This is a genomic window from Streptococcus sp. HMSC073A12 (assembly GCF_001812815.1).
GTDB classification, from domain to species: Bacteria; Bacillota; Bacilli; order Lactobacillales; family Streptococcaceae; genus Streptococcus; species Streptococcus vaginalis.
The window spans coordinates 160,040-185,335 of record NZ_KV810527.1 but is presented as its reverse complement, the minus strand read 5'-3'; the positions used below and the strand labels follow the sequence as shown (position 1 = coordinate 185,335).

Below are 25,296 nucleotides of genomic sequence, written 5' to 3'. Positions count from 1 at the left end.
CCATACACTATTTTTGACGAATGACAAAGTGGCGCTGGCTGCTTGTTTGTTGTTGCTTCGTTGAACTTTGCTTTCTTGATCTTTGCTTTTGATTTTGTCGCTTACTGAGCTGGCGATTTTCTCGCCTGGGTCGTTCTTCTTTATAGGAGCGAGCTTGTTTAGAACGACGTGGCTTGTTCTCACTTTCTTTCTTGTGATGTGATTTTTTATCAAACGATGCGCAACGCGGCTGTAAATTTTCCAAGACAAAATAAGCACAGCCATAATTGCAGTATTCTAGTAAATATTCTTCTAAACGGCTGATTTTTTCTTCACTTTCATTTGCCTTGTCATCTTTATAAAATCCACGCAAACGCAACTGCTCATTTCCCCAGTCGCCAACAATATAATCAAATTTTGTTAAAATTTCTGAAAAGCGCTGATTAAAAGCCGTTATATCAAAACCTTCCTTGAAAGTCTCTACCAAGTCAAATTCAATTGTCTCAGTCAAGATTTTGGTTCCTATTTGCCGAAACTCCGGTCCAGGAAATTTATTGTAATTGTATAATTCAGGTGCAATTTCTTTTCGCATAGTCATCCTTTATCACCTTATTTCTTGTATAAACTTATTTTACCATAAAAAGAAGTGTTTTTGATAGTTGAAATAGAGAAAGAAGAAAAGAGCAAAGTCAATTTTCTATCATTAACTTGCTCTTTTATTGAATTATTTTTACGACTTTTTTGTGCTCTTGAGGTAATCAATTGCGTCTTGCAAGGTCTTGACAGGTACAATTTTCATTTTAGTTTTAATTTTTTTAGCAGCTGCCAAAGCTGTCTCATAGTTTGTTTTCGCTTTAGGATTGGATTTTTTCACTTCCTTGGTGACTGGATTATTTGGCGCAAAGAAAATTTCTGCGCCATTTTTAGCTGCTGAAACAACTTTTTTGTCAATCCCACCAATGTCGCCAACTTTTCCTTCTCGGTCAATCGAACCTGTCCCAGCAATATTTCTGCCGTCTCTCAATGTTGGATCTGCAATTTGCGTATAAATTGCCAAACTAAACATCAAGCCCGCACTTGGTCCACCAATACCGGCAGTTGAAAATTCAATTGGTGTGTTGCTTGTGACTTCTGTTCGGTCAATCAAACTAATGCCAATCCCGTTTTTCCCATTTTCAAGTTTAATAATTTTACCTGTAGCAGACTTCTTCTGACCGTCTTCTACATAGTTCACCTTGACCTTGCTGCCAATCTTTTGCGCTCCGACATAGTCTATCAATTCTTTTGAACTATTGAAAGTCTTATCATTCACACCTGTCACGGTATCTGCAATATTTAAAATACCTTTAAAAGTAGAATTCTTTGTGACTTGCAAGACGTAAACCCCTAGATATTTCAGAGTAATGTCTTTGCCAGCTTTTTTCAACCCTTGGTATTTAGCTAGGTTTTGCGACGTTTCCATATAAAACTGATTGATCCGCATGTATTCTTTATCAGAAGTTCCACCAGTCAAATCCTTCGCCGAATAAATATCCGTAAAAGGTGTCAGCCAAGCATAAACCAAATGAGCGAGGGTCGCATGCTGAATTCCAACCGTTACAAAATTATAAGAACCTTTTTCCTTATCTTCTTTGTTGTCCACGCGCAATACCTGACGGACATCCGCTGCACCACCTGGCACCTCAATATAATAAGGCAAGGGAACTACAAAAGATAAGAAAAGCAAAATCACCCCTACTACTGCAATTATCGGCCATTTTTTAAATTTATTTCTTGGTTTTTCCATATTGTTTCTTTAACTCCTTTATGACACTTTCGGGCACATACTTTGAAATATCCTGCTCAAAGGAAATCAATTCACGAATTCTTGATGAGCTGAGATGCTGATAAGCTGGTTTGCTTATCAAAAAAATGGTTTCTATCTCAGGTGCTAATTCATGATTGAAAAAGTTGAGATTCCCCTCATAATCCAAATCCTGACTATTACGTAATCCCCGTACAAAAGTTGTCACTCCTAGCTTTCTAGCTACTTCCACTGCCAATTCATCATGAGAAGTAACAATTTTTACATTCTCCAAATGAACTAGAGCAGCTGCTATCATTTTTTCTTTCGCTTCAATACTAAAAAAACTCGTTTTCTCAAGATTATAAAAAATACCAACATAAAGGCAATCAAAGAGCTTACTAGCTCGCTTAATCAAGTCAATATGCCCCTTTGTAATCGGGTCAAAAGAGCCCGCAAATAATCCAATTTTATCTGACATAAACCGTCACCTTTGAAATTCCATATATTTTTTGCTTCCAGATACCTAGCCCTGCGATTTCTTCTGGTAAATCCACCGACTTGTCTGTCTCACAAACAACCAGTACATCATCGCTCAGAAGCTCTCGTTCAATCATTTTTATAATATCTGAAACAATCTGTTCTTTTGCATAGGGTGGATCTAACAAAACCAAGTCAAACTGTCCTGTGACCAATTCAAGTGCTCGATTGGACTCCATTTTCAGAAGTTCAAATCGTTCTTTTTCCTTAGTCATACTGATATTTTGGCTGATAATCGCTTGCGCCCTGCGGTCTTTTTCAACCAAAACAGCCGAAACCATGCCTCGCGAAATAGCTTCAATCGCTAAACTGCCGCTTCCAGCATACAAGTCCAGAACCTGTCCTCCATCAAAATAAGGACCAATTATATTAAAGATAGCTCCCTTAACCTTGTCTGTCGTCGGTCTGGTTATTTTGCCTTCCAATGTTTTAAGAGGACGCCCCCCATATTTCCCTGCAACAACTCTCATAAAGAATATTATAACAAAATCTCGAAAGAATGTATCAGTTTTTCTTCTGTGATAACTGTAAGTCAATTGGTTTTTCTGTCTAACTTTTGAAATGCCGTTCAAACATGATGATTTTTAATACAGTTTTTTGCAATTATCTTGGGCTGATTGCAGACCACATAAAAAATCCCCTGATATGAATCAGAGGATTGATTGATTATCTCACTTCAAGCAAGCCAACGTCACCGTCTTCACGACGATACAAAACATTGGTTGTGTTGTCTTCTACATCAGTATAGATGAAGAAGTCATGTCCCAATAAATCCATTTGAAGAAGAGCTTCTTCTAAATCCATTGGTTTTAAGTCAATTTGTTTGGAGCGAACGACTTTTGCAGGTGCAGCTTCCGCTTCTTCAACGACAGCATCTGTAAACAACTGGCTAGTTGATTTTTTATTACGGTTTTTACGCTCAATCTTTGTTTTATTTTTACGAATTTGACGTTCAATTTTATCTGTCACCAAGTCAATCGAACCATACATATCTTGAGAAACATCTTCTGCACGAAGAGTGATAGAACCAAGTGGAATAGTTACTTCAACTTTGGCTGTTTTTTCACGATAGACTTTCAAGTTTACACGCGCATCCAATTCTTGATCAGCTTGGAAATATTTTTCGATTTTTTCAAGTTTAGAAACTACGTAATCACGAAGAGCTTCTGTTACTTCTAGGTTTTCACCACGGATACTATATTTAATCATATAAGTACCTTCTTTCTAAGCATTTGTTTTTCTTTATTTTATTATAACGCTTTCATTTTTTTTTTGCAAATTTTTTATCATCTGGCTAATGAAAATGTCACAATTTCTTTCACTCCTGCTTCCACTAAAATTTCCTTGGCTAATTGTAGGGTTGAGCCTGTTGTATAAATGTCATCTATCAAAAGGATTTTAGGTGGAAGTTGAACGTTGTCTTTCAATTTAAAACACTGCCGGCTTTGCAATCGCTCCTCTCTTGTTTTACTGGATTGAGCAATTGTATCATACTTTTCTAAAACTTCCTTAAATGGCAACTTTGCGCCCTCAAGAAGAGCTGTTACTTGATTAAACCCTCTTGTCTGATACTTTTCGGCACTTACCGGAATGGGAACAAGCGCATAATCACGGTAAACTTTCAATTCCTTTTGCAAAACTGCAGCAAATACAGAATAAAGGGCATAATCTCCTTGAAATTTATATTGACTGAAGAAGTCTTTCATGGCTTCATTATACACAAAACAGCTTTTATGGTAAACTTCTTTTCCTTTTTCTATCCACACTTGGCAATCCATGCAGACTTCACTTGCCCCGTCACGATAACACTTCGGGCAATGCTGCCCTGAAATGCGTTGAAATTTTTCAAAGCAGGCATCACAAGCCCTTGCTTTTGGCTTCGTCAAGGTCAATAAATCACAGAATTTCAGCTTTTCATCAAGTGGATTTTCACATAAAACACATGAATTCATAAACCGGCCTCCTGATTCATCTCCTGAATTTCTTTAATCGCTTTTTCTATCGCCATAGTCGTACCGTCATGAAAAAAGATTAACTCGCCTGTCGGTCGCTCCATACTGCGACCAACGCGTCCAGCAATTTGTACCAGAGCGCTGCGACTAAACAGACGGTGGTTGGCTTCCACCACGAAAACATCTACACAAGGAAAAGTCACCCCACGCTCCAAAATTGTCGTCGTTACCAAAATCGTGATTTCTTTTTGACGAAATTTCTCTACAATTTCTAGTCGATTTTCAGTCGTCGAGGCTACAAAATCAACTTCTTCATTAGGAAAAGTGCTTTGAAGAATCTCTGCCAGCTCCTGCCCTTTTCTGATCTCGGAAGCAAAAATAAGAAGTGGAAATCCTGTTTTTCTCTGCTTTTGAATAAACTGCCTTAACTTGGGAACTAGCTTCTTTTGACCAAGATATTTTTGAAAATCCGCCAACCAAATTTTTTGCGGAACAATCAAAGGATTGCCATGAAAACGTCTGGGTAGACTCAAACGAGTTAATTCTCCTTTAGCCACTTTTTTATCCAGCTCATCTGTGGAAGTTGCTGTTAAGAAAATCTTCGTCCCCTCTACTTTGACTGCCTGATGAACTGCATGATAAAGCATCGGATTGTCCACATAAGGAAAGGCATCTACCTCATCAACAATAAGAAGATCAAATGCTCGGTAAAATTTGATAAGCTGATGTGTGGTGGCAATCACGAGAGGACTGCGAGAATATGCTTCTGATTCACCGTGCAGGAGTGAAATATCACAAGTAAAATCCACTTTCAGTCTGCGATAAAGTTCTAAGCAGACATCAATTCTGGGGCTAGCCAAGCAGACTGCTCCGCCCTGATTGATGACTTGTGCCACCACTTGATAGATCATTTCCGTCTTTCCGGCTCCCGTGACTGCGTGAACCAAGCTATCTTTGCGTTTGGTAACCGCCTCTACAAGTCCTTGAGAAACCTTGGCTTGAAATTCTGTCAACTTTCCTTGCCATTTCAAGACATTCGCTTTGGGAAATTCTTCCTGTGGAAAATAGTAGAGATCTTCATCACTCCTAACTCTTCCTAAGATCAAGCAAGACCTACAATAATAAGCACCGATTGGCAGTTGGTGTTTTTCTTTGTCAATGGCTTGTCCACAGCGATTACAGCTTAATCTCCCTTTTTCTTCTACCATTCCAGTTAAGGTTTGTGCTTGCAATTGCAATTCTGGTGACAGTTGATTTTTTGTAAAAATGCGACCTAAACAATCTTGTAATTCTGTCATATCTATTTATTCGGAAAAACTTTGGCAAAATAAAAGTTTTTTTGTAAAATGAAGATATGGAATTTAGAACAATCAAAGAGGACGGTCAAGTCCAAGAAGAAATCAAAAAATCGCGCTTTATCTGTCATATCAAGCGTGTGACAACAGAGGACGAGGCACGAAATTTTATTCAGGCTGTCAAAAAAGAACACTATAAAGCTACTCACAACTGCTCTGCCTTTATTTTAGGAGAGCGGAGCGAAATGAAGCGAAGCAGCGATGATGGCGAACCCAGCGGAACTGCTGGCGTGCCTATGCTAGGCGTCTTAGAAAATCACCAACTAACCAACGTCTGTGCTGTCGTGACGCGCTATTTTGGGGGCATCAAGTTAGGAGCAGGTGGACTCATTCGGGCTTATGCTGGCAGTGTTGCCTTAGCTATCAAAGAAATCGGAAGTGTCCACATAAAAGAACAACTTGGACTAAGGCTTACTCTTTCCTACAGTCAATATCAAGAGTTACCAAATTTTCTTAAAGCCAAACAGTTGCAAGAACAGGATACAGCTTTTACAGATCAAGTACAAACGACTATTTTCATTGACAAAGACGATAAGGAGAGCGTTATAGAAAGTTTGATTGAGCTGTTTAATGGAAAAATTGACATTGTTGAGCAGGGATTTCGGAAAGTTGAAGTTCCCATTTCTTTATCCTAAATATTAAAAAAAGCTATCAACTTGATAGTTTTTTTATATTTTACAAAGACTCTTTTTCGTTTTATACTGATTGTATCAACAGAATTGAGGTATCATTTTATGGCACAAATTTATCATAACATTACAGAACTCATTGGAAATACTCCTATTGTGAAATTGAACAAGCTGGTTCCAGAAGGCGCTGCTGATGTTTATGTCAAGCTAGAGGCTTTCAATCCAGGATCGTCTGTCAAAGATCGCATTGCTCTCAGCATGATTGAGACTGCTGAGCAAGAGGGCTTGCTTCAACCAGGTGCAACCATTGTCGAAGCAACCAGCGGAAATACCGGAATCGGTTTGTCTTGGGTCGGTGCTGCTAAAGGTTATAAGGTTGTTATTGTTATGCCAGAAACCATGAGTGTAGAGCGCCGCAAAATTATCCAAGCTTATGGCGCCGAATTGGTGCTCACTCCCGGAAGTGAGGGAATGAAAGGTGCGATTGCCAAAGCTGAAGAAATCGCCAAGGAACGTAACGGATGGCTGCCGCTACAATTCAACAATCCAGCTAATCCTGAAGTACACGAAAGAACAACAGGAGCTGAAATTATCGCTGCTTTCGGTGAAAAAGGATTGGATGCTTTTGTCGGAGGAGTTGGCACAGGTGGTACAATTTCTGGCGTTTCTCATGCTCTCAAAAAAGTCAATCCGAATATACAAGTTTACGCAGTTGAAGCCGATGAGTCCGCTATCCTGTCTGGTGAAAAGCCTGGGCCACACAAGATTCAAGGAATTTCAGCTGGTTTTATCCCAGAAACACTGGACACTCAAGCTTATGACGGTATTGTCCGCGTTACTTCTGATCAAGCGCTTGACCTTGGACGCCGTGTCGGTGGACAAGAAGGCTTTCTTGTAGGAATTTCTTCTGCCGCAGCTATCTATGCCGCACTTGAAGTCGCCAAAAAATTAGGCGCAGGCAAAAAAGTCCTAGCTCTTGCTCCAGATAACGGCGAGCGTTACCTATCAACAGCTCTCTACAATTTTGAGGTTTAAAAATCAAGGTTATATACACGTATAAACTTTAAATTTGGATTTGCTAACAGTTTACCAATGATAACTGTAATATATCAATGTCAGCTAATTAACAGCTAGAGAGAACGAAATTCGTTCTCTTTTTTCTGTATGTTCAAATCTATAAAAATGCTGTATCCATTCGATTTGTTGCTTTTACTAGCTAACAATCAACAATTATTAAAATTCTTTAGTATAAGATGTATTAGAAATATCCTCCCCTACAGCGTGAAAAGCTCGTTAAAAAACAGTCTCTTGAAACTTAGAATTGATAATCAGAACAACATAGTTTTGCATATCTTTGTTTTCAGTCAAGGCTTCGCAAATGGCCTTGAAGATATTACCGTTGTCATGACCAACCATATTTTTAACATTTTCAATGAAAATTACCCAATGTTTCTACCCTTCAATCATACGAAACAGTTCAAAAAACAAATCCCCACGATCATCATCAAATCCCTTGCGATAACTCACAATACTAAAGGCTTGGCATGGGAAACCTCCCATCACCACATCCACACGCTCAGCTGGAATCTCCTCCAGCTTCACCGCATGATGTCACGACTATCCAAAAAAGTATCTGGCTAGTTTAACTCATAAGTAAGCCGTGCGTACTTGTCAAACTCGTTGGCATACACCACTCTGAACTCGTTGGTCTGTTCAAATCTCAACTCAATTCCCCCAACACCTGAGAAGAAAGCTGCAATGTTATACTTCTCAGAGCGGTTCGAACTTACAGAATTTGTCATGTAGTTACCTGCTTTCTAAAAATTATTAGCTTTAATATGGTTAACCAAACTCATTAATTTTTTAATTATCTTATCTTAAAAATATCCTGATTTATAAAACGAAGCAATGATTCCTCAGGAACTTCAAGTAACTCACTTCTATGATTAAACTTATCTTCAAATATATACGTCACAATATTTCATATGTGAGTAAGCATTTCTTACTATCTTAAATTGATCCCAAACTCGTCTATCTTCTCCATCTAGTGAGTAAAAAAATGAATCAAATTTATTAATGCGTATTTTAAAAAGATTATTCAAATACTTCTTATGATTTTCTAAAAATGGGCGTTCTCGTATAAAGAGTTTTGAATCATTCAATCTGTCAAAAAATGGTTGAAAGGCAAATTTGTCTTTCAAATAAGCATTATAAACCTTCTCATTATTGAAAGTTAATAATACTGCATCCAGAAATATTCTAAATCTATTTAAATCAATAATACTTAAATTGTCAAATTGACCTTGTTTTAATTTATTAATCAGTTCATCTATTACAATCTCATCATGATATATATCTTGATAATAATCAATCATTTTGAAATTATTATTCAAATAGTCGTCGTTTAAGTCTTTTGAATCTAATATATTCAATGGTTGATTAAACCACGATTTATATTTTCCTTAATCTTCAGCCACTATTTCACCAACTTCTTCATCTCATCAATACGTGCTACGGTCGCATCATACTTAGCTTGGTAGTCGGCTTGTTTGTCGCGTTCTTTTTGGACGACTTCGGGTTTGGCGTTAGCGACGAATTTTTCGTTGCCAAGTTTGCGTGCAACTATATCCAATTCTTTTTGCCATTTAGCAAGTTCTTTGTCAAGGCGGGCTAGTTCTTCTTCAACATTGAGCAAGTCAGCGAGAGGCAGATAGATTTCTGCTCCTGTGATGATGCTGGACATGACTAGTTCTGGCACAGCAAGGTCCTCCGCAATTTCCAAATGCTCTGGATTTGTAAAACGCTTGATGTAGTTGACATTGGCGTTGAAGAATGCTTCTAATTCTTTATCACTTGTTTTCACGAGAAGTGTGATTGGTTTACTTGGAGCAACATTCACCTCGCTACGTGCGTTACGGACAGCACGGATAAGGTCTTTAAGACTTTCAACACCTTTATGCGCAGCTTCATTTTCAAATGCTGGATTAACTGTTGGGTATTCAGCTGTTACGATTGAACCTTCAGAAATTTGTTCAAAGATTTCTTCTGTCACGAATGGCATGATTGGATGAAGGAGACGAAGGATCTTGTCCAAGGTGTAAAGGAGAACAGAGCGTGTGATAACTTTCTCTTCTTCATTGTCACTATAAAGAACTTCCTTGGTCAACTCAACGTACCAGTCAGCAAATTCATCCCAGATGAAGTTGTAAAGGATATGACCAGCCACACCAAATTCAAATTTATCAAAGTTTTCAGTAACTTTAGCAATTGTTTCATTCAAGTTGTGAAGAATCCAGCGGTCAGTAACATTCCCGGCTGTACCAACCACAACTTTTGCAACATTTTCACTCGCTTGGTCAAGTGTCAACTCTTCATTGTTCATCAAAATATAACGAGAGATGTTCCAGATTTTGTTAATGAAGTTCCAAGCTGCATCCATTTTTTCGTAAGAGAAACGAACGTCTTGTCCTGGTGCAGAACCGTTTGATAGGAACCAACGAAGGCTATCTGTTCCGTACTTATCAATAACATCCATTGGATCAATCCCGTTACCGAGAGATTTAGACATCTTGCGTCCTTGCTCGTCACGGATGAGACCGTGAATCAAGGCATTTTTGAATGGCGACTTGCCAGTAAATTCCAAACCTTGGAAAATCATCCGAGATACCCAGAATGGGATAATATCATAACCAGTCACCAAGGTTGAAGTTGGGAAGTAACGTTTGAAGTCTTCTGAATCGACATCAGGCCAACCCATTGTTGAGAATGGCCATAGGGCTGAACTAAACCAAGTATCAAGCACATCTTCGTCTTGAGTCCATCCGTCACCTTCTGGAGCTTCTTCACCGACGTACATTTCACCTTCAGCATTGTACCATGCAGGAATTTGGTGACCCCACCATAATTGACGAGAGATAACCCAGTCATGAACGTTTTCCATCCATTGTAGGAAAGTATCGTTGAAACGTGGTGGGTAGAATTTTACTTCATCATCAGTGTCTTGGTTGGCAATAGCATTTTTAGCCAATTGGTCCATTTTAACGAACCATTGTGTTGACAAACGTGGCTCAACTGGCACACCAGTACGTTCTGAGTGACCAACGCTGTGAACCATTTTTTCGATTTCAACAAGCGCACCGATTTCTTCCAATTTTTTAACGACAGCTTTACGAGCTTCAAAACGATCCATACCAGCAAATTCACCAGCAAGTTCGTTCATCGTACCGTCATCATTCATAACATTAACTTGAGGAAGATTGTGACGTTGACCAACAAGGAAGTCGTTAGGGTCATGGGCTGGAGTGATTTTAACCACACCAGTACCAAATTCTGGGTCAGCGTGTTCATCACCAACGATTGGAATAGCTTTGTTAACGATTGGAAGGATGACATTTTGACCAATCAAATCTTTGTAACGATCATCATTTGGATTGACAGCGACAGCCGTATCCCCAAACATAGTCTCTGGACGAGTTGTCGCAACCTCTAAACTGCGCGAGCCATCTTCCAACAGATAATTCATATGGTAGAAGGCACCTTCCACATCCTTATGGATGACTTCGATGTCGGACAAAGCTGTGCGGGCCTTAGGGTCCCAGTTGATAATGAATTCGCCGCGGTAAATCCAATCTTTTTTATAGAGTTCTACGAAAACCTTGCGGACCGCTTTAGACAAGCCTTCATCAAGGGTGAAACGTTCACGTGAATAATCAACAGAGATACCCATTTTACCCCATTGTTGTTTGATTGTTGATGCATATTCATCTTTCCATTCCCAGACTTTATCAAGGAATTTTTCACGACCAAGGTCGTAACGTGAGATACCATCTTCAGCAAGACGTGCTTCAACTTTTGCCTGTGTTGCAATCCCCGCATGGTCCATACCAGGAAGCCATAAAGTATCAAAACCTTGCATCCGTTTTTGACGGATAATAATATCTTGCAAAGTAGTATCCCAAGCGTGACCAAGGTGAAGTTTACCAGTTACGTTTGGTGGTGGAATAACGATAGAATACGGATGAGCTTTCTTATCGCCAGAAGGCTTGAAAACATCCTCATCTAACCATTTTTGATAACGCCCAGCTTCAACCTCAGCTGGGTTATATTTTGGTGAAAGTTCTTTTGACATAATATGTCCTTTCTACATTTTTTCAATATCATTTAATTTTTGTAAAATAAGCTGTGCTGATTCACGAGCGGATAGCTCGGTATTATTGATTTTATAATAATACTTAAGAAATTCTGGTGACTTCTCTGGATTAAATTGGGCAAATGTCATCGTTGACAAAATATCATTTTCAGACCATTCCAAATCACGCTTTAATGGTTTGCACTGCAAGCGATGCTCAGTACGATTACGCCGAAGCCGTTCAGTTAAATCCGTTTCAAGTTCTACAAACAAGACCTCTCTATTAAATGAGTGAAAAACATCTTGAATCTGTCTCAAAAAATCAATATCATTTGAATCATTAAAATCAATCACAACAGTAAAAATAAGAGGTTTGTTGCTCTGAGCAAAAGCTTCAAAAAAATTCATTCTAATTTTCCGAATAAGTTCAGTTGAGATAGGCCCATATTCCATAAAACGCCTAACAAAATCAATGCTATCGTGATTATGAAACAAAGTCATATCAGTCATCTTTTCAATTTCTTGACCAATCGTCATCTTACCTGAAGCTTGTACACCAATAATGACAACATTCATCATCTCCCCTCCCACTCACTCCTCAGTAAGCCATATATCAGACTGTCACAGCGATTTCCTTGGGCATCCTTTCTGTCTCGGATACGAGCTTCGAGGGTGAAGCCAAGTTTTTCAGCAATACGTTGGCTTGCTTTGTTGTATCCATAACATTCAATTTCGATTTTGTGGAGATTGAGTAGGGTGAAGCCATCTTTCAACAGCGCACGCGCAGCTTCTGTCACAATCCCTTGCCCCCAATAATCTGGGTGAAGCAAATAGCCCATTTCAAGAACATCATCAGCATGGCGATTATTAAAATCAATCGAGCCAATGACTTCATCTGTTCCTTTCAAGCAGATACCATAACCAGACGGTATTTTTTGCTCAATCCAGCGCTTTGGCATAATGTTTTCGAGATAATTTTCCTCTTCTTCCACGCTTTCTGCAGGTGGAAAACCAGCTGGCCAAGTTACTTCTGGCAAGCTTGCATAAGCAAAAATATCCTCAGCATCTGAGACTAGACGTTGGCGCAAATACAGCCGTTATGTCTCAATATCAGGAAGTTTATTGTCTTCAATTTGACCTAAAATATTTATCATAATCTCTCCCTGTTACGATTATAAAAATTCGTCCCTGCCATACATGACAGGGACGAATCACTCCGCGGTACCACCCAATTTCGGGCAGACGCCCGCAACTCTGGTCTTCTTGTTTATCTTTTATTACGTTGTTAGCTCGCTTAGACGTACGCCAGTGCAACCCGCAACTTGTGGCTTGTGGCTTAGTCCTAAAAGTAAACAAAAAAACACCATTATTTCAATTTTAGCCTTAGCAACCAGTTTTGACATTTGTGCGGATTTCTCAGCAGTGCCGCTTTCTGTGACAAATGGGATTCAAAACACCTCTAATGTATTTAGTTTAACATGTTTTCTAGAGAAAATCAATAATTTCTCTGCCCAAGAATGTGGTAAACTTTTGTAGAAAAAACAATATTTAAGTTAAAGGAGAGTTGATTTTTAGCAAATTTTTTAAAAAAAGACTGAACAATTACTTGCTCAGCCCTTGACAATGATTTAATTATCCTTTATCATAGTCATATATACTGAGTAAGCAAGTGTGGATTGCTAAACTCGGTGGTCGTATGTGTTGGACGCACGTACGACCTTTTTTTATTCGTTTAAATTAAGTTAATTTTAACATACTTTAACACACAAGACAAGTATTTTGAGCGATTTTTTAAAAAATTGCACACTCAAAAAGACCTAGTAATACTAGATTTTTTTAATATGTGCCAAATCTTCTTACCATCTTTTTTTCAAGCTGTAAAATTGATAATCCTTTTTGATATGATTCTGTCGAACCTTGATTGTTGCAGCAGTCAACTCTTCTGCTGCTTTATATTCCTGATACTCTTTTTGCCACTCACCAAAGAATAATTTTCTTAATTGACCGGATTTTGATAATAGAATCATATTAGTCATCGATTCCGCTCCTGTTTGACTCCATATCATTCCTCTCTTTTTCATCCGATAAGTAATCTTTCTATGCTGAGATTCCATAATGCCTATTGGTAAATACCGAAAGCCCCTCAATTCAAGCGGTTTTGTATATTGAAAATTTCTTAAGAACTTTTTAGAGAATTTTGAAAAATTTTCTTCTTCAGCGGAAGTCAATAGCGATTCTGTTGTATCCAATACTGTTCGTAACAATTTTTTATCATGCGTTTGAATAGATTGATATAGTTTATTCTTTAAATCATCCGGATAACCTTTATACATTTGGTCAATTTCTTTATAAACATGGAACTCATCCCAAAAGTGTTCATGACGTTTTATTCCTAATACTTTGGCAAATTCTTTAAATACATAAGGTGTATAACCGTGACCACCATCAGAATTTGTAATTAAAATTGTATTTTCGGTAATTTCAAAATTTTGATAAAGATAATCCAAGACCATCTCTCTAGCATGTCGATTACTGATTGACATAATACTCTTTTTATTTTCCAATTTCCAACGATTCTTTTCAATTTTTTTACTACCTGTATGAATCACAAAATGAGCAAAGTCTCTATAACCAGCTTTGTTTTCTTCGTCTAAAATTCGTAAGAATACCCCGTCTCCTTCCACAAAAATAATATCAGCTTTAATTTTATCTTTCTTTTTCACTTCTTCCTGATAATATTGGTATTCTTCGTACTGGTTTCTCAATTGATACGCAAACTTTACTGTCTTAATGACTGTTGGTTTTGTAATTTTAACATGATACATCATTTGCACAACTTTAACAACATGGTCATAAGACATCATTGTAGATAATTCTGCAATTTGATAAATCAGTTCTTTAGAATAACGACTGTTTTTATCTAACCCCAGCCATTCATCAACCGGTGAATACCACTCTGATCCACGTTTCCATTTCCTCCTACTGAAGCAGAACTCACCAAATGTAAACGCAACAGTCCTTTCAGCTGAACGAATACAAGTATAACCTCTTGCTTTCATTACAGGGATCATTGATTCATCATATTTTTTAATGTTCCGATAAAAGTCTTTCTCAGTTCCTACTATAAATTTGTCTTTCAACTTACGTTCATCTATTACTTTCACAAACCTTCTCCCTCATGAAAATGATTTATGAAAATTGTAATTTTTTTCTTATAGCTCTTCAAATTTATTTTTTTTCTGACAAAAAAAGCTGCTCAAACGAACAACTTTTTACAATTAAATTTTACTTTTCATTTATCTTTCTATTTTATTTCTTTTTATATCTACGAATTTTACTTTGGCAAGATTCTACAAACGGAAATAAAAGTCCTGCCATTACAATAGACAACGGAAGTCCGATAAAAATAAATTGAATAATGTCTGCAACAAATGAAAAACCATTATTCAAATAAACGAATAGAGAGATAATTATAATAGGAATAACTGCTGCTGGAAAAAATTTTAAAGCAAGTAAACCTACAATTAGTAACACAAGCATTGAAAATCCAAACTGATTATAAAATATTTGAAGTCCTGCAATGGCAATTGCCGCAAATATCAAATACCACAAACGCTTAAAACTAAATATAAACATGCGTTTTTCTCCTTTTTATGATTGAATACGCTGCCACTCCTGATTGATCATTTCTTCTAAATAAGCAGAAGCAGACTTATAAGAATAGTAGTCAACAATGTCATCTAACTTACTCCTGATAGAAGGGGTCATAGCAAATGTAACCTGCTTCTTTTTTTCATATCCTACTGGAGAAAGCTGTTTCTTAGGTAAGGGTTGAACAGGAGCTGTTTGAGGCTCCTCATTAAACATTTTCATAAAATCAGCTTGATTTTCTTTCTTCGCCATTTCAAAAACTCCTTATGTAATTTCTTATTTATTTTCTTATTTATCTTATTATATCACAAATAATGTATTATTCAATTGGGAGAGTAAAGATTTTATCAAACAACTCCCAAGTATTTTTGAAAAATTGGCGATAAGAGGGCGTTTGATGAGTCTCTTCTAATGAAGTCAAGGGTTGTCTAGTTGTTTTTGTTTTACCAAATAAACTCCGTCCTTCAAAATAGCCTAGAAATTGCTTATCTCTTTTCATCATCGCTTCAAAAGCTCGCTTGAACGCCTGAGAATCACTTGTATTTTTGACTACCTTATTTCCAACTTTAATCAATCTTGTATTGACAAAGCTTTGATTGGTCATAGGATTGATAAAGTCTTTTGTTAATTGAGCAATTTGTCGTTCTTCTAGTTTTAATTTTTCAATAGCATCTTCATCTATGTCCGCAATAGCTAATACCACGTCTGACACAGCAATCGCATTATTGGTGAAAATGCTGAAATCATTATGCGTATCAATTAAAATATAATCATAATTTGCTTCAATAAAATCTAATTGACTGTAATACCAGGATAGTAGGTAGCCTCTTCCTTTTCCTGCTTCTACTTCTTTTGTCAATTCATTAAGATGATCGTATCCTGCAATAATAGATAAATGATCAGTTAATCGAAGAGGAACTGGAACAACATCTGAGAATAAAGCTTTTACAGTAGAAATTTCTGGAATTGGTTCTTCGTAATAGTCAATAAAACGCTTTGTCAAATTGCAAGAATCATCTAAATCTATGAGTAAAACTCGTTTGTTTTTCTTGACAGCCAAATAAAATGCGCCATTAAATGTTATAGTTGTTTTTCCAACTCCACCCTTTTTTATATTTGTTGTATAAATCTTTGTCATTTTTCTTCTCCTATATATCTTTATACACACTTTGTTATTTAACAACTTGTTTTTGTTATTAAGTATTATATTAAATAACTTTATATTTATTATATCACATTCAACTACTTTGTCAAGAAAAAATACATAAAAAATTAAATAACTTTTTATGTATTTACTTAAAATTCTTATCATTTATCTTTATAAACTATTTTACCCGTAAGTTCCTCCAATACGTCCACCGATATAAGATGTTAATTGTATCTGCTTAACAGTTGTATTAAAATTTGCGATAAAGTAGCATTTCTCTTCTCCTTCTTTAACTAAAGGAATAATGACTTGAACAACATCATCATTATCCGATTTCATGACCTCTAACTGAGAAGACTGATATTGATACCGATTTACTAATATAGCCATCGCAAAAGTTTGAATCATTCCACCTTGACTCATAGCTAAATGATTCTCATAGGTTGCCTTCACTTCTGATAAACTCTTAGCTTTGATAATAGCATCTACTGCAGCATTAACAGATTCAATCACTGATTGTTTTGCTTCTTGAGAGGCTTCTGTATAAGGATGCTCTAGCTTTAATTTTGCTTTACGATAATTGCGTTGATCGGGTGTTTCCTCCTCTAATGTCGAAGAATTCTTCGTCTTAGAGGAAGAGCTAGATTGTGTTGTTTTCGGCTCTTTTCGTGAAGAATGAGAGACTTGTACAATTCGTAGCCCTGCAAAGAAAAGAAGTAATAAAACTAATATCACCCAAACCCAATGTTCTTTTGATTTTTCTAACATAAACTTCCTCTTCTTTTTATACATTATTTTGTCAATTTTGGCGCTTTGTTATCCGGATATGCAAACGTCCATTGTTCTGCCTTTTGTGTTTCTGGGCGGACAATTCGATAATTCCATGTATAAGCCTTATGATAAGAATCCCAACCGCTTATTGGGGTATTCTGCTCACAAATCAAGACCGATCCATCTTGGAAGACATGGCAGACAATTCCTGTATGCCCGTATTGGGGAATAGAGGAATTAGAAAAGATTGCACCTTTTTTTGGTTTTTTCTTGACCGAATTTCCAAATATCCTTGCCCAAGCACCTGCTTGATCAACCCCATTTCCTAAAACATTTCCAGAATGTCCGTACATGCTATTTGCCATACTGATCGTTAAATTTACACATTGACCATCTAAGGATGGACCACTGCCTGTTAAATTCCAGCCTTGCGTTCCTCCGTAGTTCATTCCAAGACTTTTAGGATCAATAATGTAAGGCTTTAAGCTAGCTGGTAGATTGTCTGGCTGATAACCCCAAGCGGTTGCATCAGCTGGGACTGTTCCCGTTCCGTCAGCTACACTTCCACTGTCTGAAGAATCTTCACAGGGATTTTCTTCTTCAGCTGAAAAAATAGAGGTTGATGACGAATTAGATGTATTGGTAGAGGATTCAGTTAAGTTTACAGGTTTTTGCCCGTATTTTGAAATGGCTTTTTCATCTAACCATTTGTATTTACTTCCTAAATTCTGATAAATTTGATTAAGAGTTGTCTTATAATTTGGATCAGTCGCCCAGCCACCATCTGCAATTGCATTTAATGTCCCAACTCCATCTGTGTTATTGATAGCTGCCTTGTAAAGGCTTTGACGACTCATGAACTCTGCTTTTCCAACAATTCCAACATCAAAATCTTTAAACCAAGTATAACCACCACCAGTATTATCTCCAACAGTCGTTCCTGAACCACTACCTGAAACAGCATTAGAGCCAAATAATTCAATAGTCTTGGGATAAGTTGCCGCTGAAGTCCATTTGACACCGCCCATATTGTGCGCTGAAGCGAAAGAAGGCACATTCATAGAAAAAGAAGTTTCAGCCATTGTTTGAGCAATGGAAGCCGAAGGTAAGAAGCCCCCAACTCTCCATGATTCTATATAAGCATTCTCATGTTCCTTTACAAAAGAATCAATAGAGGCATTTCCTGAACTTGTTGGACTGGAAGTAATGGTTGTTTCAGTAGTAGAACAGTCATCCTGCTTACTGGATATAGCTCCCAAAATACTTGTCAGCAGCATCAGAAAGACCACAATAGATGTAATGATAGAGCCAAGAAAAAGAACAATTTTAAAATTGAACCACTTTTTCAATTCCTCACCTCTGTTCTACCAAAGCCCTAAGATTGTTCTTAAAATAGCGTAAAAAACAAGAAAAAGAATGACTCCGATTCCAATCTTCTTTAACCCTTGTACAAAGACTTTGTCTCGTTCTCGTTGGGCTGCTAATCGTTCGGGATCAGACTCTCCTTCGGAAGCAAAATAATCTCTCACTTCCTTTGATCTTTCTTTCCGAACAGCTACATAGTGATCAATCGCTCTTTTTCTACGAGCAAAGAAACCCAGTTTTTCTGATTTGTCCTCTTGTATATTTTTAGGCATTTTCATTTATCCCTTCTATTATTTTTTAAAACAATCCTTCTTTTCTCAAACTTGCATATTCCTTTAAAAAGCTATACAATTCCTCAGGCTCAATTTGAAATTCTTTTAACCAGGGACCGGATTGTGAGATGTGAAGCTCTTTTTGTTCATCTAAAAATTGCATGGGGACTAATAAGATAATCGGGTCTTGCAATTCTAAACCACATTCTTTTTCTAAAAAAGCCACAATAAAATCTTGCTCCCCTTTAGTCCTAAACTGCCAATATGTCGAGCTGCCATTTTTATTTTTGTGCAACGAACTATATTTCACATCAATTGTCAATCCATCGAACCAAAAGTCATAGACCGGATTATTTTTCTTGAAATACTTATTCGCATCTACTGCATCTGGAACATACTTCTGAAATAATTCTTCAGCCATACCACCAAGCTTAGCGGTTCGTGAACCGTATTGAATCTTATCTTGGATTTTTAGACAACCACTTTGTAATAATTTTAGATGAGCCACGTGAATAGGAAGACCAGAACGTTCAACTGCTTTATGAAAGTCTCCACATTCCATATAAATATCAACAATATCCATTTCATTTCCTCATTTGTTATTGAATCCCACCATAGCGTTGAACTTCTGACTGAAGCAACTGCTGGTTGAATACCAGGTTCCCAACTCCTGCAATATTCATGAATAATTGTCCCTTACTAAGTCGGGGGAGCGTTTCTAATTCCGACTGATTCATAGAGCTCGTTAAAGCATTGGCAAGTAATGGTACGCTTGTTTCATCTGTTTGTGCAAAGACACGGTATTGCATCAGCTCAAAAATGCGTTTTACAGCAATTACATACGGATCTTTATGATTTCCAGAACCTGCTTCAAAAAGAATACCTTGTAATGAATTTACGGAAAGGACAACTCCTGCAAAGTTCTCTCCCATCGAATCAATGACATCTGCTAATAATTTAACACTTGTTTCATAGCGTGGATTGATGAGAGTTTGTGCCTCACTAATATTAACGATATAGTGTTCTAAATCCATTTCAGATAACTTAGGATTTTCTTTTAAGAGCCGCTTGCAGCGTTTACCATTATTGACAATGTCCGCTGATACAAGAGACAAAACAGAAAAGATTTGAACATTTAATAAGTTCGGCATATTTTTCAATCCTGATAAATCAAACGTTACAACTTGCTCAGTTGAAATATCCTGAAACTCCGTTATGCCTTCAAACATGGAAGTGTTAGATGTCATTATCTCATTAAACGTATTATAAATGCGTTTGACGGATTTCAGTTCTTCTTCATCTTTTTGTCTCTTTTGAGTTAATCGGCGTTTGTAGTCATCCAAATAGAGAAGAAAATCGGATAGAATTGGATAATCTTCATTCTCTAACTGCGTAGCTCTTAGTTCGTCTTTATGTATAGTTGGATTCACAAACCATAAGTTTTCTGCAATGTAAAACTCATTTAAAATTTTTCCGAAAGTAATGAGATCATCTCCTGTGACTTGATCGTTCAATAACTTCAGGATATTTTTCAACTTTTCAATATGCAGTTTATAGGATTGTTGTTCATCCACTTCTGTCCCCTCTGCATTGGTAGCAGTCGGGAAAATCTGGAAAATGTTAATACGATTGACTTCTCCTGATAAATCTAAAATTAAGCCATGTTGTTTTTGAGTTAATTCTGTAAACGTCCCATTCGCATCAAAATTTCGGATATAATTGCCTTTTGCATACAAGCCGTCTGTATGCTTCAATAAAAAGGATTTTTGCCCCATTTTAGGATTTCCGGACAGAATCATAAAGGAACGAGTCCGCTTTTCATTTCTCTCAAGAAAGTTAAAGTTGACAGCTCCTTTCGTAGGAGTCCAGCCTAGATAAAAACCTCTTTGGTCTTCTAACTTGGTATGGTTGAAGAAGTAACCACCAGCTAAATCGTGGGCTCTAACGGATCTCCCTTTTCGATTATTTGGCAAGTCAACTTGATATTTAGCAGGAATAAAGGGAGAATGATATTCAAAGTCTAATTCTCCTGATAAAATCGTTGATTTATAATTTGAGGTTTTATCTTTAATTTCCTCTACTTTTTTAAAGAGTTCTTCCTTTGTAGTAGCTGAAGCAAAGACACGAACATACATTCCTAACATCGCTATATTTTTCTTAGTAATCTCACGATTCAGCTGTTGTAAATCTCGGATTTCATCTAATTCTTGCTGGTTATCTGTTAGTTTGCTATTCCCCGTGATTCGAGTTGACTTTTCTTCAATCGAATCCGTTATATCTTTTTTAAGCTCTGTATTGTTTTCTCGATAAAGAGAAAGAAAAGAACGAGTTCCAGAAATTTGCATTAAATCTGTCAACCAAAATTGATCTAAATCCTCTGAAGGATATTCGTAATAATGAAGGACAGTATGACAACCATCTCCACTTACCCAATAGCGGTCATGCTTTTTGAAGTCAATATTTCCTTGAGGTTGCACTTGACTGATAAATTCCAAGTCATAGCCATCAGCTTGTAACTTTCGTTGTTTCCGTTTTGAAATCTTTGGCATGAAAATCCTCCTTACAATTTTTCATTCATATTGTTATATTGTGTAATAATTTGAACCTTTTTCAGGTGAGTGATCTCCTGAGGCACAAAATCATTATTTCCGTAGCTTTTGGCTTTACGAACTAACTCATCTAATTCACTAGTTGTTGAAGCAAATAGCCACAAAATAAACTCTGTGTTATAGATTTCTTTTTGAATACTTTCTTCTACCTGAATTTGTTCCTGTAGTAGTTTTTCTCGATCTTCTAATTGTAAGTAGCGCTTAGAATTCGGAGATAACTGACTCTTTTCTTGCCTTACCTTACTGAGCCAGTGACGTTGATGCATCCGTTGTGCATCAGTATTGGTAGGAAGAGTCGTTACTTCAAATTGAATATCTGTATTAAACTCAGATAACCACTTTTCAAAATTTTGGATGGTTCGATTTACTTCAATATAACTTAAAGAGCCTAAGTCTTTTCCAGGTATTTCCATAAATTGAAGATAACCAAAGTCCACTAGTTTAATGTACTCCTGTGGATTCTTCATAATCGCTTTAACATCTAGCAAATCAATACAAGAATGAATATCAAAATATTCTTGTTTGTATTCTTTTTTACTTCTATGCGCCCCTCCTAACGGTTGCTTTTCTTGAATAGACGCTGCTTGTCGTTGAATCGCCATTATCTTTCTCCTGTTCTTTTTTGGTAATCTAAACTAATATATCGTCTTCTCCGCCGGCGGAAGAATAGATAAAGTGTATTCCAATTTTTCTTGCCGCCATTAGCTGGAAACACAAGATACAAAGACAGCAGCATACTTAATACAATAAATAGAATCATTTGAAACCATTGTTCAGTAGGAAAAATTTTGGTCGCATATCGTAAAGCAATGATTCCTGATAAGCCAACAAAACTAATGTCTGCCATAAACAAACCAATCATTTTCATTCGAGCTTTAATGTCTCTGGGGATACCATATTTTTCATTCATAGTTCTTTTTCCTTTCTAACTATTCCATCATGATAAGAGCAGTATAAAGGATAATGATTTTTTTGTTTTTAATGGGACATTTCAGAATCAGTTTATCCTATCACTTAATAAATTAGATAATTAGTTATTTAATTTATTAAACATTTCAGCGAAAAAAGAAGCCTCATAATTGAGACTTCTTAACGATCTGAAAGAATTCTTCTTCAGATAAAAGCGTAATAGTTTGTCCTTCTGCAATTCGAGAAAGAGCAGCCTCATGCTTTTTGGAACGCTTATCTATTTGAAAGAGATCCAACTGCTTATGACCAACGATGAGAATATCGGTTTGATCTGATATAAACCCTTGTACCGTAGCTCCCTGCTCCTTTAAGAAAAGAATAACTTCTTCTCTTGTCATCGGTCTTAAACTCCCTGTAATCACAATCTTTTTATCAGAAAGCTTCATGTTATCACCTATCTTCCTCATCTTCTATTTCAGCTCCCTTTATATGACTCTGTCCTTGCATATATTGACCGGCTTGTTGAGCTTGTTGTTGCATTCGATTCATTTGATAAAGGGATTGATTCAAATTATTTCTAGCTGAAGAAGGTGAATTTTGTTTAGAAGATGGTGTTTTTGGAGCTTGGGAAGCAACTGGATTAGTTGGATCACTAACTCCACCGTCTGCCATGGAAGGATCCTCAAAAAGTGGTTCTCCGCCATACATGCCTGAAGGATTCAAGGTATATTCAGGTTCGTTATTATCACCAGATCTAAAACGAGCTTGATCCGGAATATCATCATTCTTCAAAGCATTGTAAGTTGAATATAATCCTGTTTGGGCTTTATCATCCAGGTTATCCATGACACCTCCAGCATAATCCGCTGCTTTTTGCCCCATCACTTCCGCTAAATCAACCGCATTACTGATCCCACCTTTTACGGTATTTCCTATTCCTTGGTCTTTGACTGCATTAAAAATACCTTGAATACCTCCACCTGTTGTAGCAAGGCTATTTCCAACATGTTTACTTGCGTTCTTAACTGCTCCAGGTGTTTTCATTGCCATATTTCCAGCGCCTTGTGCCAATGCGAAACCACCTTTACCAATCGCACCAGCACCTGTCGCAAAGGCATTCCCCATCATCATTGCACCGAGCAGTTGTTGAGCTGTCTCGCTATGTCCTGTTGAGACACCTAGCCAACGTTCAATCATGGTCACTCCCTGCATAGCTGCCAAGAAGACACCAATATAAACAATGCTTGCAGCCAGACATTGTTCCCACATGTTCAATCCATCGTAGAATCCACCGGAAAGTTTTGTGATAGCGGTCACGGATAAAGTTGGTAAATCTCGACAAATTTCTAAGGTCATTCGCATAATAACCACTTCAAATATAATACCAGCAAATGCCCCTCCTATCGTTCGTAGGAGTTCCTTGTACTTCTTGCTAGAAGAAAGGGAAGTATAGCCTTGAATTGGGGAAATAACAGCTTCCATGATAATATCAAAGACCGATTTGACAAACTTGATAGACATACTCATCAGCAAAACAATCAAAATAATATACTGCATAAACATGCCAATCCAGTTGACTTTATAGCGAAGATATACTGCTTCAAAAGCATTTAATCCATCAACAATTCTATGTGTCGTGATAGTTTCCACACCATCATGATTAGAATTTAACTTATGTAAAAAGAGACCTTTAATTCCTGCTTTTTTCTTTTCCCAATATTTAAGTTGTTCCTCATTAGATGCTCCGTATTTTGCAGCAAAATCAATTTTAGTCGCAAAATCTGGTGTATCTCGCTTGTCCTTACTATCTGTAATCTTATTTAGTGCTGTAGATCCTGCTTTGACGGGTTTAATATAACCATAATCATCCATTGGGAATAATTCTGTATTAAAATCATGATCAACTAAAACTTTTAAATCTACCACATTATTTTTCATAGGTTGAATAGCAAGAGAGGAATATTCTGTCCCCTTATCTCCCGAAATCGTTTGAATCGTTTGAGCATCTTGTGCTAGAGCAGTCGCAATCGTTGTAAGAGATAGAGGCATAACCGAGGTAACAAAAGTAACCAACAGAAAATTAACAATCACATTCTTGTACTTTGTCGGCTTTGTGAAGACACCTGTGATAGCACTTGCCACTAAAAGCAATGTGAAAATCGTGACTCCTACAATTTGAAACCAATAAAAGAATTGTCCGATAATGGTTTTCTGATCACCTAAATAGCCAAAGAGACCAAAGAGCTTAAACATATTGTTAAAAACATGTTCTAAGCTAGCGGTTATTTGGTATAAGGCTTTTCCAATTCCTCCTGGAATAGCCATAAAATAAGTCAGGAAAGCTGGAGTCGGATCTAGATAATTTCCCCAGTAATTATAGAATTGAGCAAATTTAGTAGCATTATCTCCAGTAATATTTCCATTTGTGGGTCCATTCATATCAAAAAAATCTTTACTTAGATCTTTTACTAAATCTGAATATGTTTGATAATTCAATAAAGATACCTTCTTTCTTTAAAAGTATCTTTACTTTAAAGGATAATAGTTTTCTTTGTGTTAATGGGACATTTCAGAAAAAGAGCAAAAGAAAAAGTCTCAATTGAGACTTTTTACTCTATTCAGATTCACCACTAAAATCATAATAACCACCTTCAGCTGCATAATCTCTTCGCAATTCAATTACACGAATTTTCTTACCCCCAGCTGATAAAGCAATTTGATAGGTTGCTTCTGCCTGTTTCTTAGTAGGATGTTTTTCTCTGCTAATAATAATTGTGAAATTTTCAGTATCTTTTAATTCAGATTTTAAGCTAGTAACCACGCCTTTAGTTGCTGGCGGAAGATCTTTTTCAGGAATTACAGAAAAATAAGTTTTATCACCTTTGCTGTTAGTAATACTATTTTCTTTCTTATCAAAAATTAACTGATCCCCACCAGCTATAAAAGGATATTCATATCCTGATAATTTAGAATACCCAGTATATTTATCCTTCAGAATATTTGGTACACCATTTTTATTTACTTTAGACCCACAAGCAGCTAATACCACTAACATGACGATTAAAGTAAGCAGGCTAAACAACGATTTCTTCTTCATGTGTTTTTCTCCCTCTATAATTCCTATACATGTTCATTATAACAGAATGATTGAGTTATTTCAATAGTTAAATATCTTTTTATGTATTATATTATATAATTATTTACAC

At 36.8% G+C, this 25,296-nt stretch carries 27 protein-coding genes and 1 pseudogene; 2 read left to right on the top strand and 26 right to left on the bottom strand.

The window, feature by feature from the left end; genetic code table 11:
* Positions 1 to 7: 7 nt before the first annotated feature.
* The 7 genes from HMPREF2876_RS01660 to HMPREF2876_RS01630 all read right to left on the bottom strand — a co-directional run bounded on the left by HMPREF2876_RS01660 (position 8) and on the right by HMPREF2876_RS01630 (position 5,552).
* A complete protein-coding gene (locus tag HMPREF2876_RS01660) occupies positions 8 to 571 on the bottom strand; it encodes a YutD family protein (protein ID WP_070584076.1) in 564 nt (187 codons plus the stop codon).
* A gap of 138 nt (positions 572 to 709) precedes the next feature.
* Complete coding sequence (locus HMPREF2876_RS01655) at positions 710 to 1,765, bottom strand: SepM family pheromone-processing serine protease (protein WP_024052081.1); 1,056 nt, start codon at positions 1,763 to 1,765, stop codon at positions 710 to 712.
* On the bottom strand, positions 1,746 to 2,243 hold the full coding sequence (gene coaD, locus HMPREF2876_RS01650; RefSeq protein ID WP_021001374.1) for a pantetheine-phosphate adenylyltransferase: 498 nt from the start codon (positions 2,241 to 2,243) through the stop codon (positions 1,746 to 1,748). The genes HMPREF2876_RS01655 and coaD overlap by 20 nt, the downstream gene beginning before the upstream one ends.
* Positions 2,233 to 2,781: a 16S rRNA (guanine(966)-N(2))-methyltransferase RsmD gene (gene rsmD / locus HMPREF2876_RS01645; protein WP_171021853.1), complete on the bottom strand. Its 549-nt coding sequence runs from the start codon at positions 2,779 to 2,781 to the stop codon at positions 2,233 to 2,235. Before rsmD ends, coaD begins: the two co-directional genes overlap by 11 nt.
* Positions 2,782 to 2,968: 187 nt before the next feature.
* Complete coding sequence (hpf, locus tag HMPREF2876_RS01640) at positions 2,969 to 3,511, bottom strand: ribosome hibernation-promoting factor, HPF/YfiA family (protein ID WP_003025754.1); 543 nt, start codon at positions 3,509 to 3,511, stop codon at positions 2,969 to 2,971.
* Positions 3,512 to 3,588: 77 nt separating this feature from the next.
* Positions 3,589 to 4,254 carry a ComF family protein gene (locus HMPREF2876_RS01635; protein WP_024052083.1) on the bottom strand — a complete coding sequence of 222 codons (666 nt, stop codon included), beginning with the start codon at positions 4,252 to 4,254 and terminating at the stop codon, positions 3,589 to 3,591.
* Positions 4,251 to 5,552: an ATP-dependent helicase ComFA gene (locus tag HMPREF2876_RS01630; RefSeq protein WP_070241559.1), complete on the bottom strand. Its 1,302-nt coding sequence runs from the start codon at positions 5,550 to 5,552 to the stop codon at positions 4,251 to 4,253. The genes HMPREF2876_RS01635 and HMPREF2876_RS01630 overlap by 4 nt, the downstream gene beginning before the upstream one ends.
* Positions 5,553 to 5,608: 56 nt before the next feature.
* Between HMPREF2876_RS01630 and HMPREF2876_RS01625 the strand changes: the two genes are divergently transcribed.
* Positions 5,609 to 6,244 carry a YigZ family protein gene (locus tag HMPREF2876_RS01625; RefSeq protein ID WP_024052085.1) on the top strand — a complete coding sequence of 212 codons (636 nt, stop codon included), beginning with the start codon at positions 5,609 to 5,611 and terminating at the stop codon, positions 6,242 to 6,244.
* Between the two features lie 99 nt (positions 6,245 to 6,343).
* On the top strand, positions 6,344 to 7,273 hold the full coding sequence (gene cysK, locus HMPREF2876_RS01620; protein ID WP_024052086.1) for a cysteine synthase A: 930 nt from the start codon (positions 6,344 to 6,346) through the stop codon (positions 7,271 to 7,273).
* Between the two features lie 294 nt (positions 7,274 to 7,567).
* On the opposite strand, the pseudogene HMPREF2876_RS01615 reads toward cysK, so the two are convergent.
* The 19 genes and pseudogenes from HMPREF2876_RS01615 to HMPREF2876_RS01525 all read right to left on the bottom strand — a co-directional run.
* Positions 7,568 to 8,040, bottom strand: a pseudogene (locus tag HMPREF2876_RS01615) (DNA cytosine methyltransferase); the annotation flags it as partial.
* Between the two features lie 156 nt (positions 8,041 to 8,196).
* Complete coding sequence (locus tag HMPREF2876_RS01610; RefSeq protein ID WP_024052089.1) at positions 8,197 to 8,613, bottom strand: hypothetical protein; 417 nt, start codon at positions 8,611 to 8,613, stop codon at positions 8,197 to 8,199.
* A 101-nt stretch (positions 8,614 to 8,714) separates the two neighbouring features.
* The gene (locus tag HMPREF2876_RS01605) at positions 8,715 to 11,366 is read right to left on the bottom strand and encodes a valine--tRNA ligase (protein ID WP_070584030.1); all 2,652 of its coding nucleotides are present in this window, start codon (positions 11,364 to 11,366) and stop codon (positions 8,715 to 8,717) included.
* Between the two features lie 12 nt (positions 11,367 to 11,378).
* On the bottom strand, positions 11,379 to 11,942 hold the full coding sequence (locus tag HMPREF2876_RS01600; protein WP_070241557.1) for a shikimate kinase: 564 nt from the start codon (positions 11,940 to 11,942) through the stop codon (positions 11,379 to 11,381).
* Positions 11,942 to 12,460, bottom strand: coding sequence for a GNAT family N-acetyltransferase (locus HMPREF2876_RS01595; RefSeq protein WP_224783676.1), 519 nt, complete (start codon positions 12,458 to 12,460; stop codon positions 11,942 to 11,944). The genes HMPREF2876_RS01600 and HMPREF2876_RS01595 overlap by 1 nt, the downstream gene beginning before the upstream one ends.
* Before the next feature lie 762 nt (positions 12,461 to 13,222).
* Positions 13,223 to 14,530, bottom strand: a complete 1,308-nt coding sequence (locus HMPREF2876_RS01590; RefSeq protein ID WP_024052214.1) for an ISLre2 family transposase — start codon at positions 14,528 to 14,530, stop codon at positions 13,223 to 13,225.
* A 145-nt stretch (positions 14,531 to 14,675) separates the two neighbouring features.
* Complete coding sequence (locus tag HMPREF2876_RS01585) at positions 14,676 to 15,002, bottom strand: hypothetical protein (protein ID WP_024052215.1); 327 nt, start codon at positions 15,000 to 15,002, stop codon at positions 14,676 to 14,678.
* A 15-nt stretch (positions 15,003 to 15,017) separates the two neighbouring features.
* A complete protein-coding gene (locus tag HMPREF2876_RS01580) occupies positions 15,018 to 15,269 on the bottom strand; it encodes a hypothetical protein (protein ID WP_024052216.1) in 252 nt (83 codons plus the stop codon).
* A 67-nt stretch (positions 15,270 to 15,336) separates the two neighbouring features.
* Positions 15,337 to 16,155, bottom strand: coding sequence for a ParA family protein (locus tag HMPREF2876_RS01575; protein WP_070584028.1), 819 nt, complete (start codon positions 16,153 to 16,155; stop codon positions 15,337 to 15,339).
* 192 nt (positions 16,156 to 16,347) lie between these two features.
* Positions 16,348 to 16,932 (bottom strand): hypothetical protein, encoded by a 585-nt coding sequence (locus HMPREF2876_RS01570; protein ID WP_070584026.1) that lies wholly within the window; start codon positions 16,930 to 16,932, stop codon positions 16,348 to 16,350.
* Between the two features lie 23 nt (positions 16,933 to 16,955).
* Positions 16,956 to 18,284, bottom strand: coding sequence for a glucosaminidase domain-containing protein (locus HMPREF2876_RS01565; RefSeq protein ID WP_024052219.1), 1,329 nt, complete (start codon positions 18,282 to 18,284; stop codon positions 16,956 to 16,958).
* 15 nt (positions 18,285 to 18,299) lie between these two features.
* Positions 18,300 to 18,578, bottom strand: coding sequence for a hypothetical protein (locus HMPREF2876_RS01560; RefSeq protein WP_024052220.1), 279 nt, complete (start codon positions 18,576 to 18,578; stop codon positions 18,300 to 18,302).
* 19 nt (positions 18,579 to 18,597) lie between these two features.
* Positions 18,598 to 19,155, bottom strand: a complete 558-nt coding sequence (locus HMPREF2876_RS01555; RefSeq protein ID WP_024052221.1) for a hypothetical protein — start codon at positions 19,153 to 19,155, stop codon at positions 18,598 to 18,600.
* A gap of 16 nt (positions 19,156 to 19,171) precedes the next feature.
* Positions 19,172 to 21,121: a virulence factor gene (locus HMPREF2876_RS01550; RefSeq protein ID WP_070584020.1), complete on the bottom strand. Its 1,950-nt coding sequence runs from the start codon at positions 21,119 to 21,121 to the stop codon at positions 19,172 to 19,174.
* A gap of 11 nt (positions 21,122 to 21,132) precedes the next feature.
* Positions 21,133 to 21,783 (bottom strand): hypothetical protein, encoded by a 651-nt coding sequence (locus tag HMPREF2876_RS01545; RefSeq protein ID WP_024052223.1) that lies wholly within the window; start codon positions 21,781 to 21,783, stop codon positions 21,133 to 21,135.
* Positions 21,783 to 22,091, bottom strand: coding sequence for a DUF5592 family protein (locus HMPREF2876_RS01540; RefSeq protein ID WP_024052224.1), 309 nt, complete (start codon positions 22,089 to 22,091; stop codon positions 21,783 to 21,785). The genes HMPREF2876_RS01545 and HMPREF2876_RS01540 overlap by 1 nt, the downstream gene beginning before the upstream one ends.
* 163 nt (positions 22,092 to 22,254) lie before the next feature.
* Entirely contained in the window at positions 22,255 to 22,536 is a 282-nt protein-coding gene (locus HMPREF2876_RS01535) for a BRCT domain-containing protein (protein ID WP_070584018.1), read from the bottom strand.
* A 4-nt stretch (positions 22,537 to 22,540) separates the two neighbouring features.
* A complete protein-coding gene (locus tag HMPREF2876_RS01530; protein WP_070584016.1) occupies positions 22,541 to 24,586 on the bottom strand; it encodes a pLS20_p028 family conjugation system transmembrane protein in 2,046 nt (681 codons plus the stop codon).
* Between the two features lie 118 nt (positions 24,587 to 24,704).
* Entirely contained in the window at positions 24,705 to 25,187 is a 483-nt protein-coding gene (locus HMPREF2876_RS01525; protein ID WP_070584014.1) for a lipoprotein, read from the bottom strand.
* Positions 25,188 to 25,296 lie beyond the last annotated feature (109 nt).

What these genes read in the sequence shown, in the direction of transcription:
- cysK (WP_024052086.1), top strand. Translation starts at nt 6,344, where the DNA reads ATGGCACAAATTTATCATAACATTACAGAACTCATTGGAAATACTCCT.
- HMPREF2876_RS01570 (WP_070584026.1), bottom strand. Translation starts at nt 16,932, where the DNA reads ATGTTAGAAAAATCAAAAGAACATTGGGTTTGGGTGATATTAGTTTTA.
- HMPREF2876_RS01575 (WP_070584028.1), bottom strand. Translation starts at nt 16,155, where the DNA reads ATGACAAAGATTTATACAACAAATATAAAAAAGGGTGGAGTTGGAAAA.
- HMPREF2876_RS01610 (WP_024052089.1), bottom strand. Translation starts at nt 8,613, where the DNA reads ATGATTGATTATTATCAAGATATATATCATGATGAGATTGTAATAGAT.
- HMPREF2876_RS01655 (WP_024052081.1), bottom strand. Translation starts at nt 1,765, where the DNA reads ATGGAAAAACCAAGAAATAAATTTAAAAAATGGCCGATAATTGCAGTA.
- HMPREF2876_RS01560 (WP_024052220.1), bottom strand. Translation starts at nt 18,578, where the DNA reads ATGAAAATGCCTAAAAATATACAAGAGGACAAATCAGAAAAACTGGGT.
- HMPREF2876_RS01600 (WP_070241557.1), bottom strand. Translation starts at nt 11,942, where the DNA reads ATGAATGTTGTCATTATTGGTGTACAAGCTTCAGGTAAGATGACGATT.
- HMPREF2876_RS01605 (WP_070584030.1), bottom strand. Translation starts at nt 11,366, where the DNA reads ATGTCAAAAGAACTTTCACCAAAATATAACCCAGCTGAGGTTGAAGCT.
- hpf (WP_003025754.1), bottom strand. Translation starts at nt 3,511, where the DNA reads ATGATTAAATATAGTATCCGTGGTGAAAACCTAGAAGTAACAGAAGCT.
- HMPREF2876_RS01625 (WP_024052085.1), top strand. Translation starts at nt 5,609, where the DNA reads ATGGAATTTAGAACAATCAAAGAGGACGGTCAAGTCCAAGAAGAAATC.
- HMPREF2876_RS01555 (WP_024052221.1), bottom strand. Translation starts at nt 19,155, where the DNA reads ATGGATATTGTTGATATTTATATGGAATGTGGAGACTTTCATAAAGCA.
- HMPREF2876_RS01525 (WP_070584014.1), bottom strand. Translation starts at nt 25,187, where the DNA reads ATGAAGAAGAAATCGTTGTTTAGCCTGCTTACTTTAATCGTCATGTTA.
- HMPREF2876_RS01630 (WP_070241559.1), bottom strand. Translation starts at nt 5,552, where the DNA reads ATGACAGAATTACAAGATTGTTTAGGTCGCATTTTTACAAAAAATCAA.
- HMPREF2876_RS01580 (WP_024052216.1), bottom strand. Translation starts at nt 15,269, where the DNA reads ATGGCGAAGAAAGAAAATCAAGCTGATTTTATGAAAATGTTTAATGAG.
- HMPREF2876_RS01540 (WP_024052224.1), bottom strand. Translation starts at nt 22,091, where the DNA reads ATGAATGAAAAATATGGTATCCCCAGAGACATTAAAGCTCGAATGAAA.
- HMPREF2876_RS01635 (WP_024052083.1), bottom strand. Translation starts at nt 4,254, where the DNA reads ATGAATTCATGTGTTTTATGTGAAAATCCACTTGATGAAAAGCTGAAA.
- HMPREF2876_RS01660 (WP_070584076.1), bottom strand. Translation starts at nt 571, where the DNA reads ATGCGAAAAGAAATTGCACCTGAATTATACAATTACAATAAATTTCCT.
- HMPREF2876_RS01585 (WP_024052215.1), bottom strand. Translation starts at nt 15,002, where the DNA reads ATGTTTATATTTAGTTTTAAGCGTTTGTGGTATTTGATATTTGCGGCA.
- coaD (WP_021001374.1), bottom strand. Translation starts at nt 2,243, where the DNA reads ATGTCAGATAAAATTGGATTATTTGCGGGCTCTTTTGACCCGATTACA.
- HMPREF2876_RS01550 (WP_070584020.1), bottom strand. Translation starts at nt 21,121, where the DNA reads ATGCCAAAGATTTCAAAACGGAAACAACGAAAGTTACAAGCTGATGGC.
- HMPREF2876_RS01535 (WP_070584018.1), bottom strand. Translation starts at nt 22,536, where the DNA reads ATGAAGCTTTCTGATAAAAAGATTGTGATTACAGGGAGTTTAAGACCG.
- HMPREF2876_RS01545 (WP_024052223.1), bottom strand. Translation starts at nt 21,783, where the DNA reads ATGGCGATTCAACGACAAGCAGCGTCTATTCAAGAAAAGCAACCGTTA.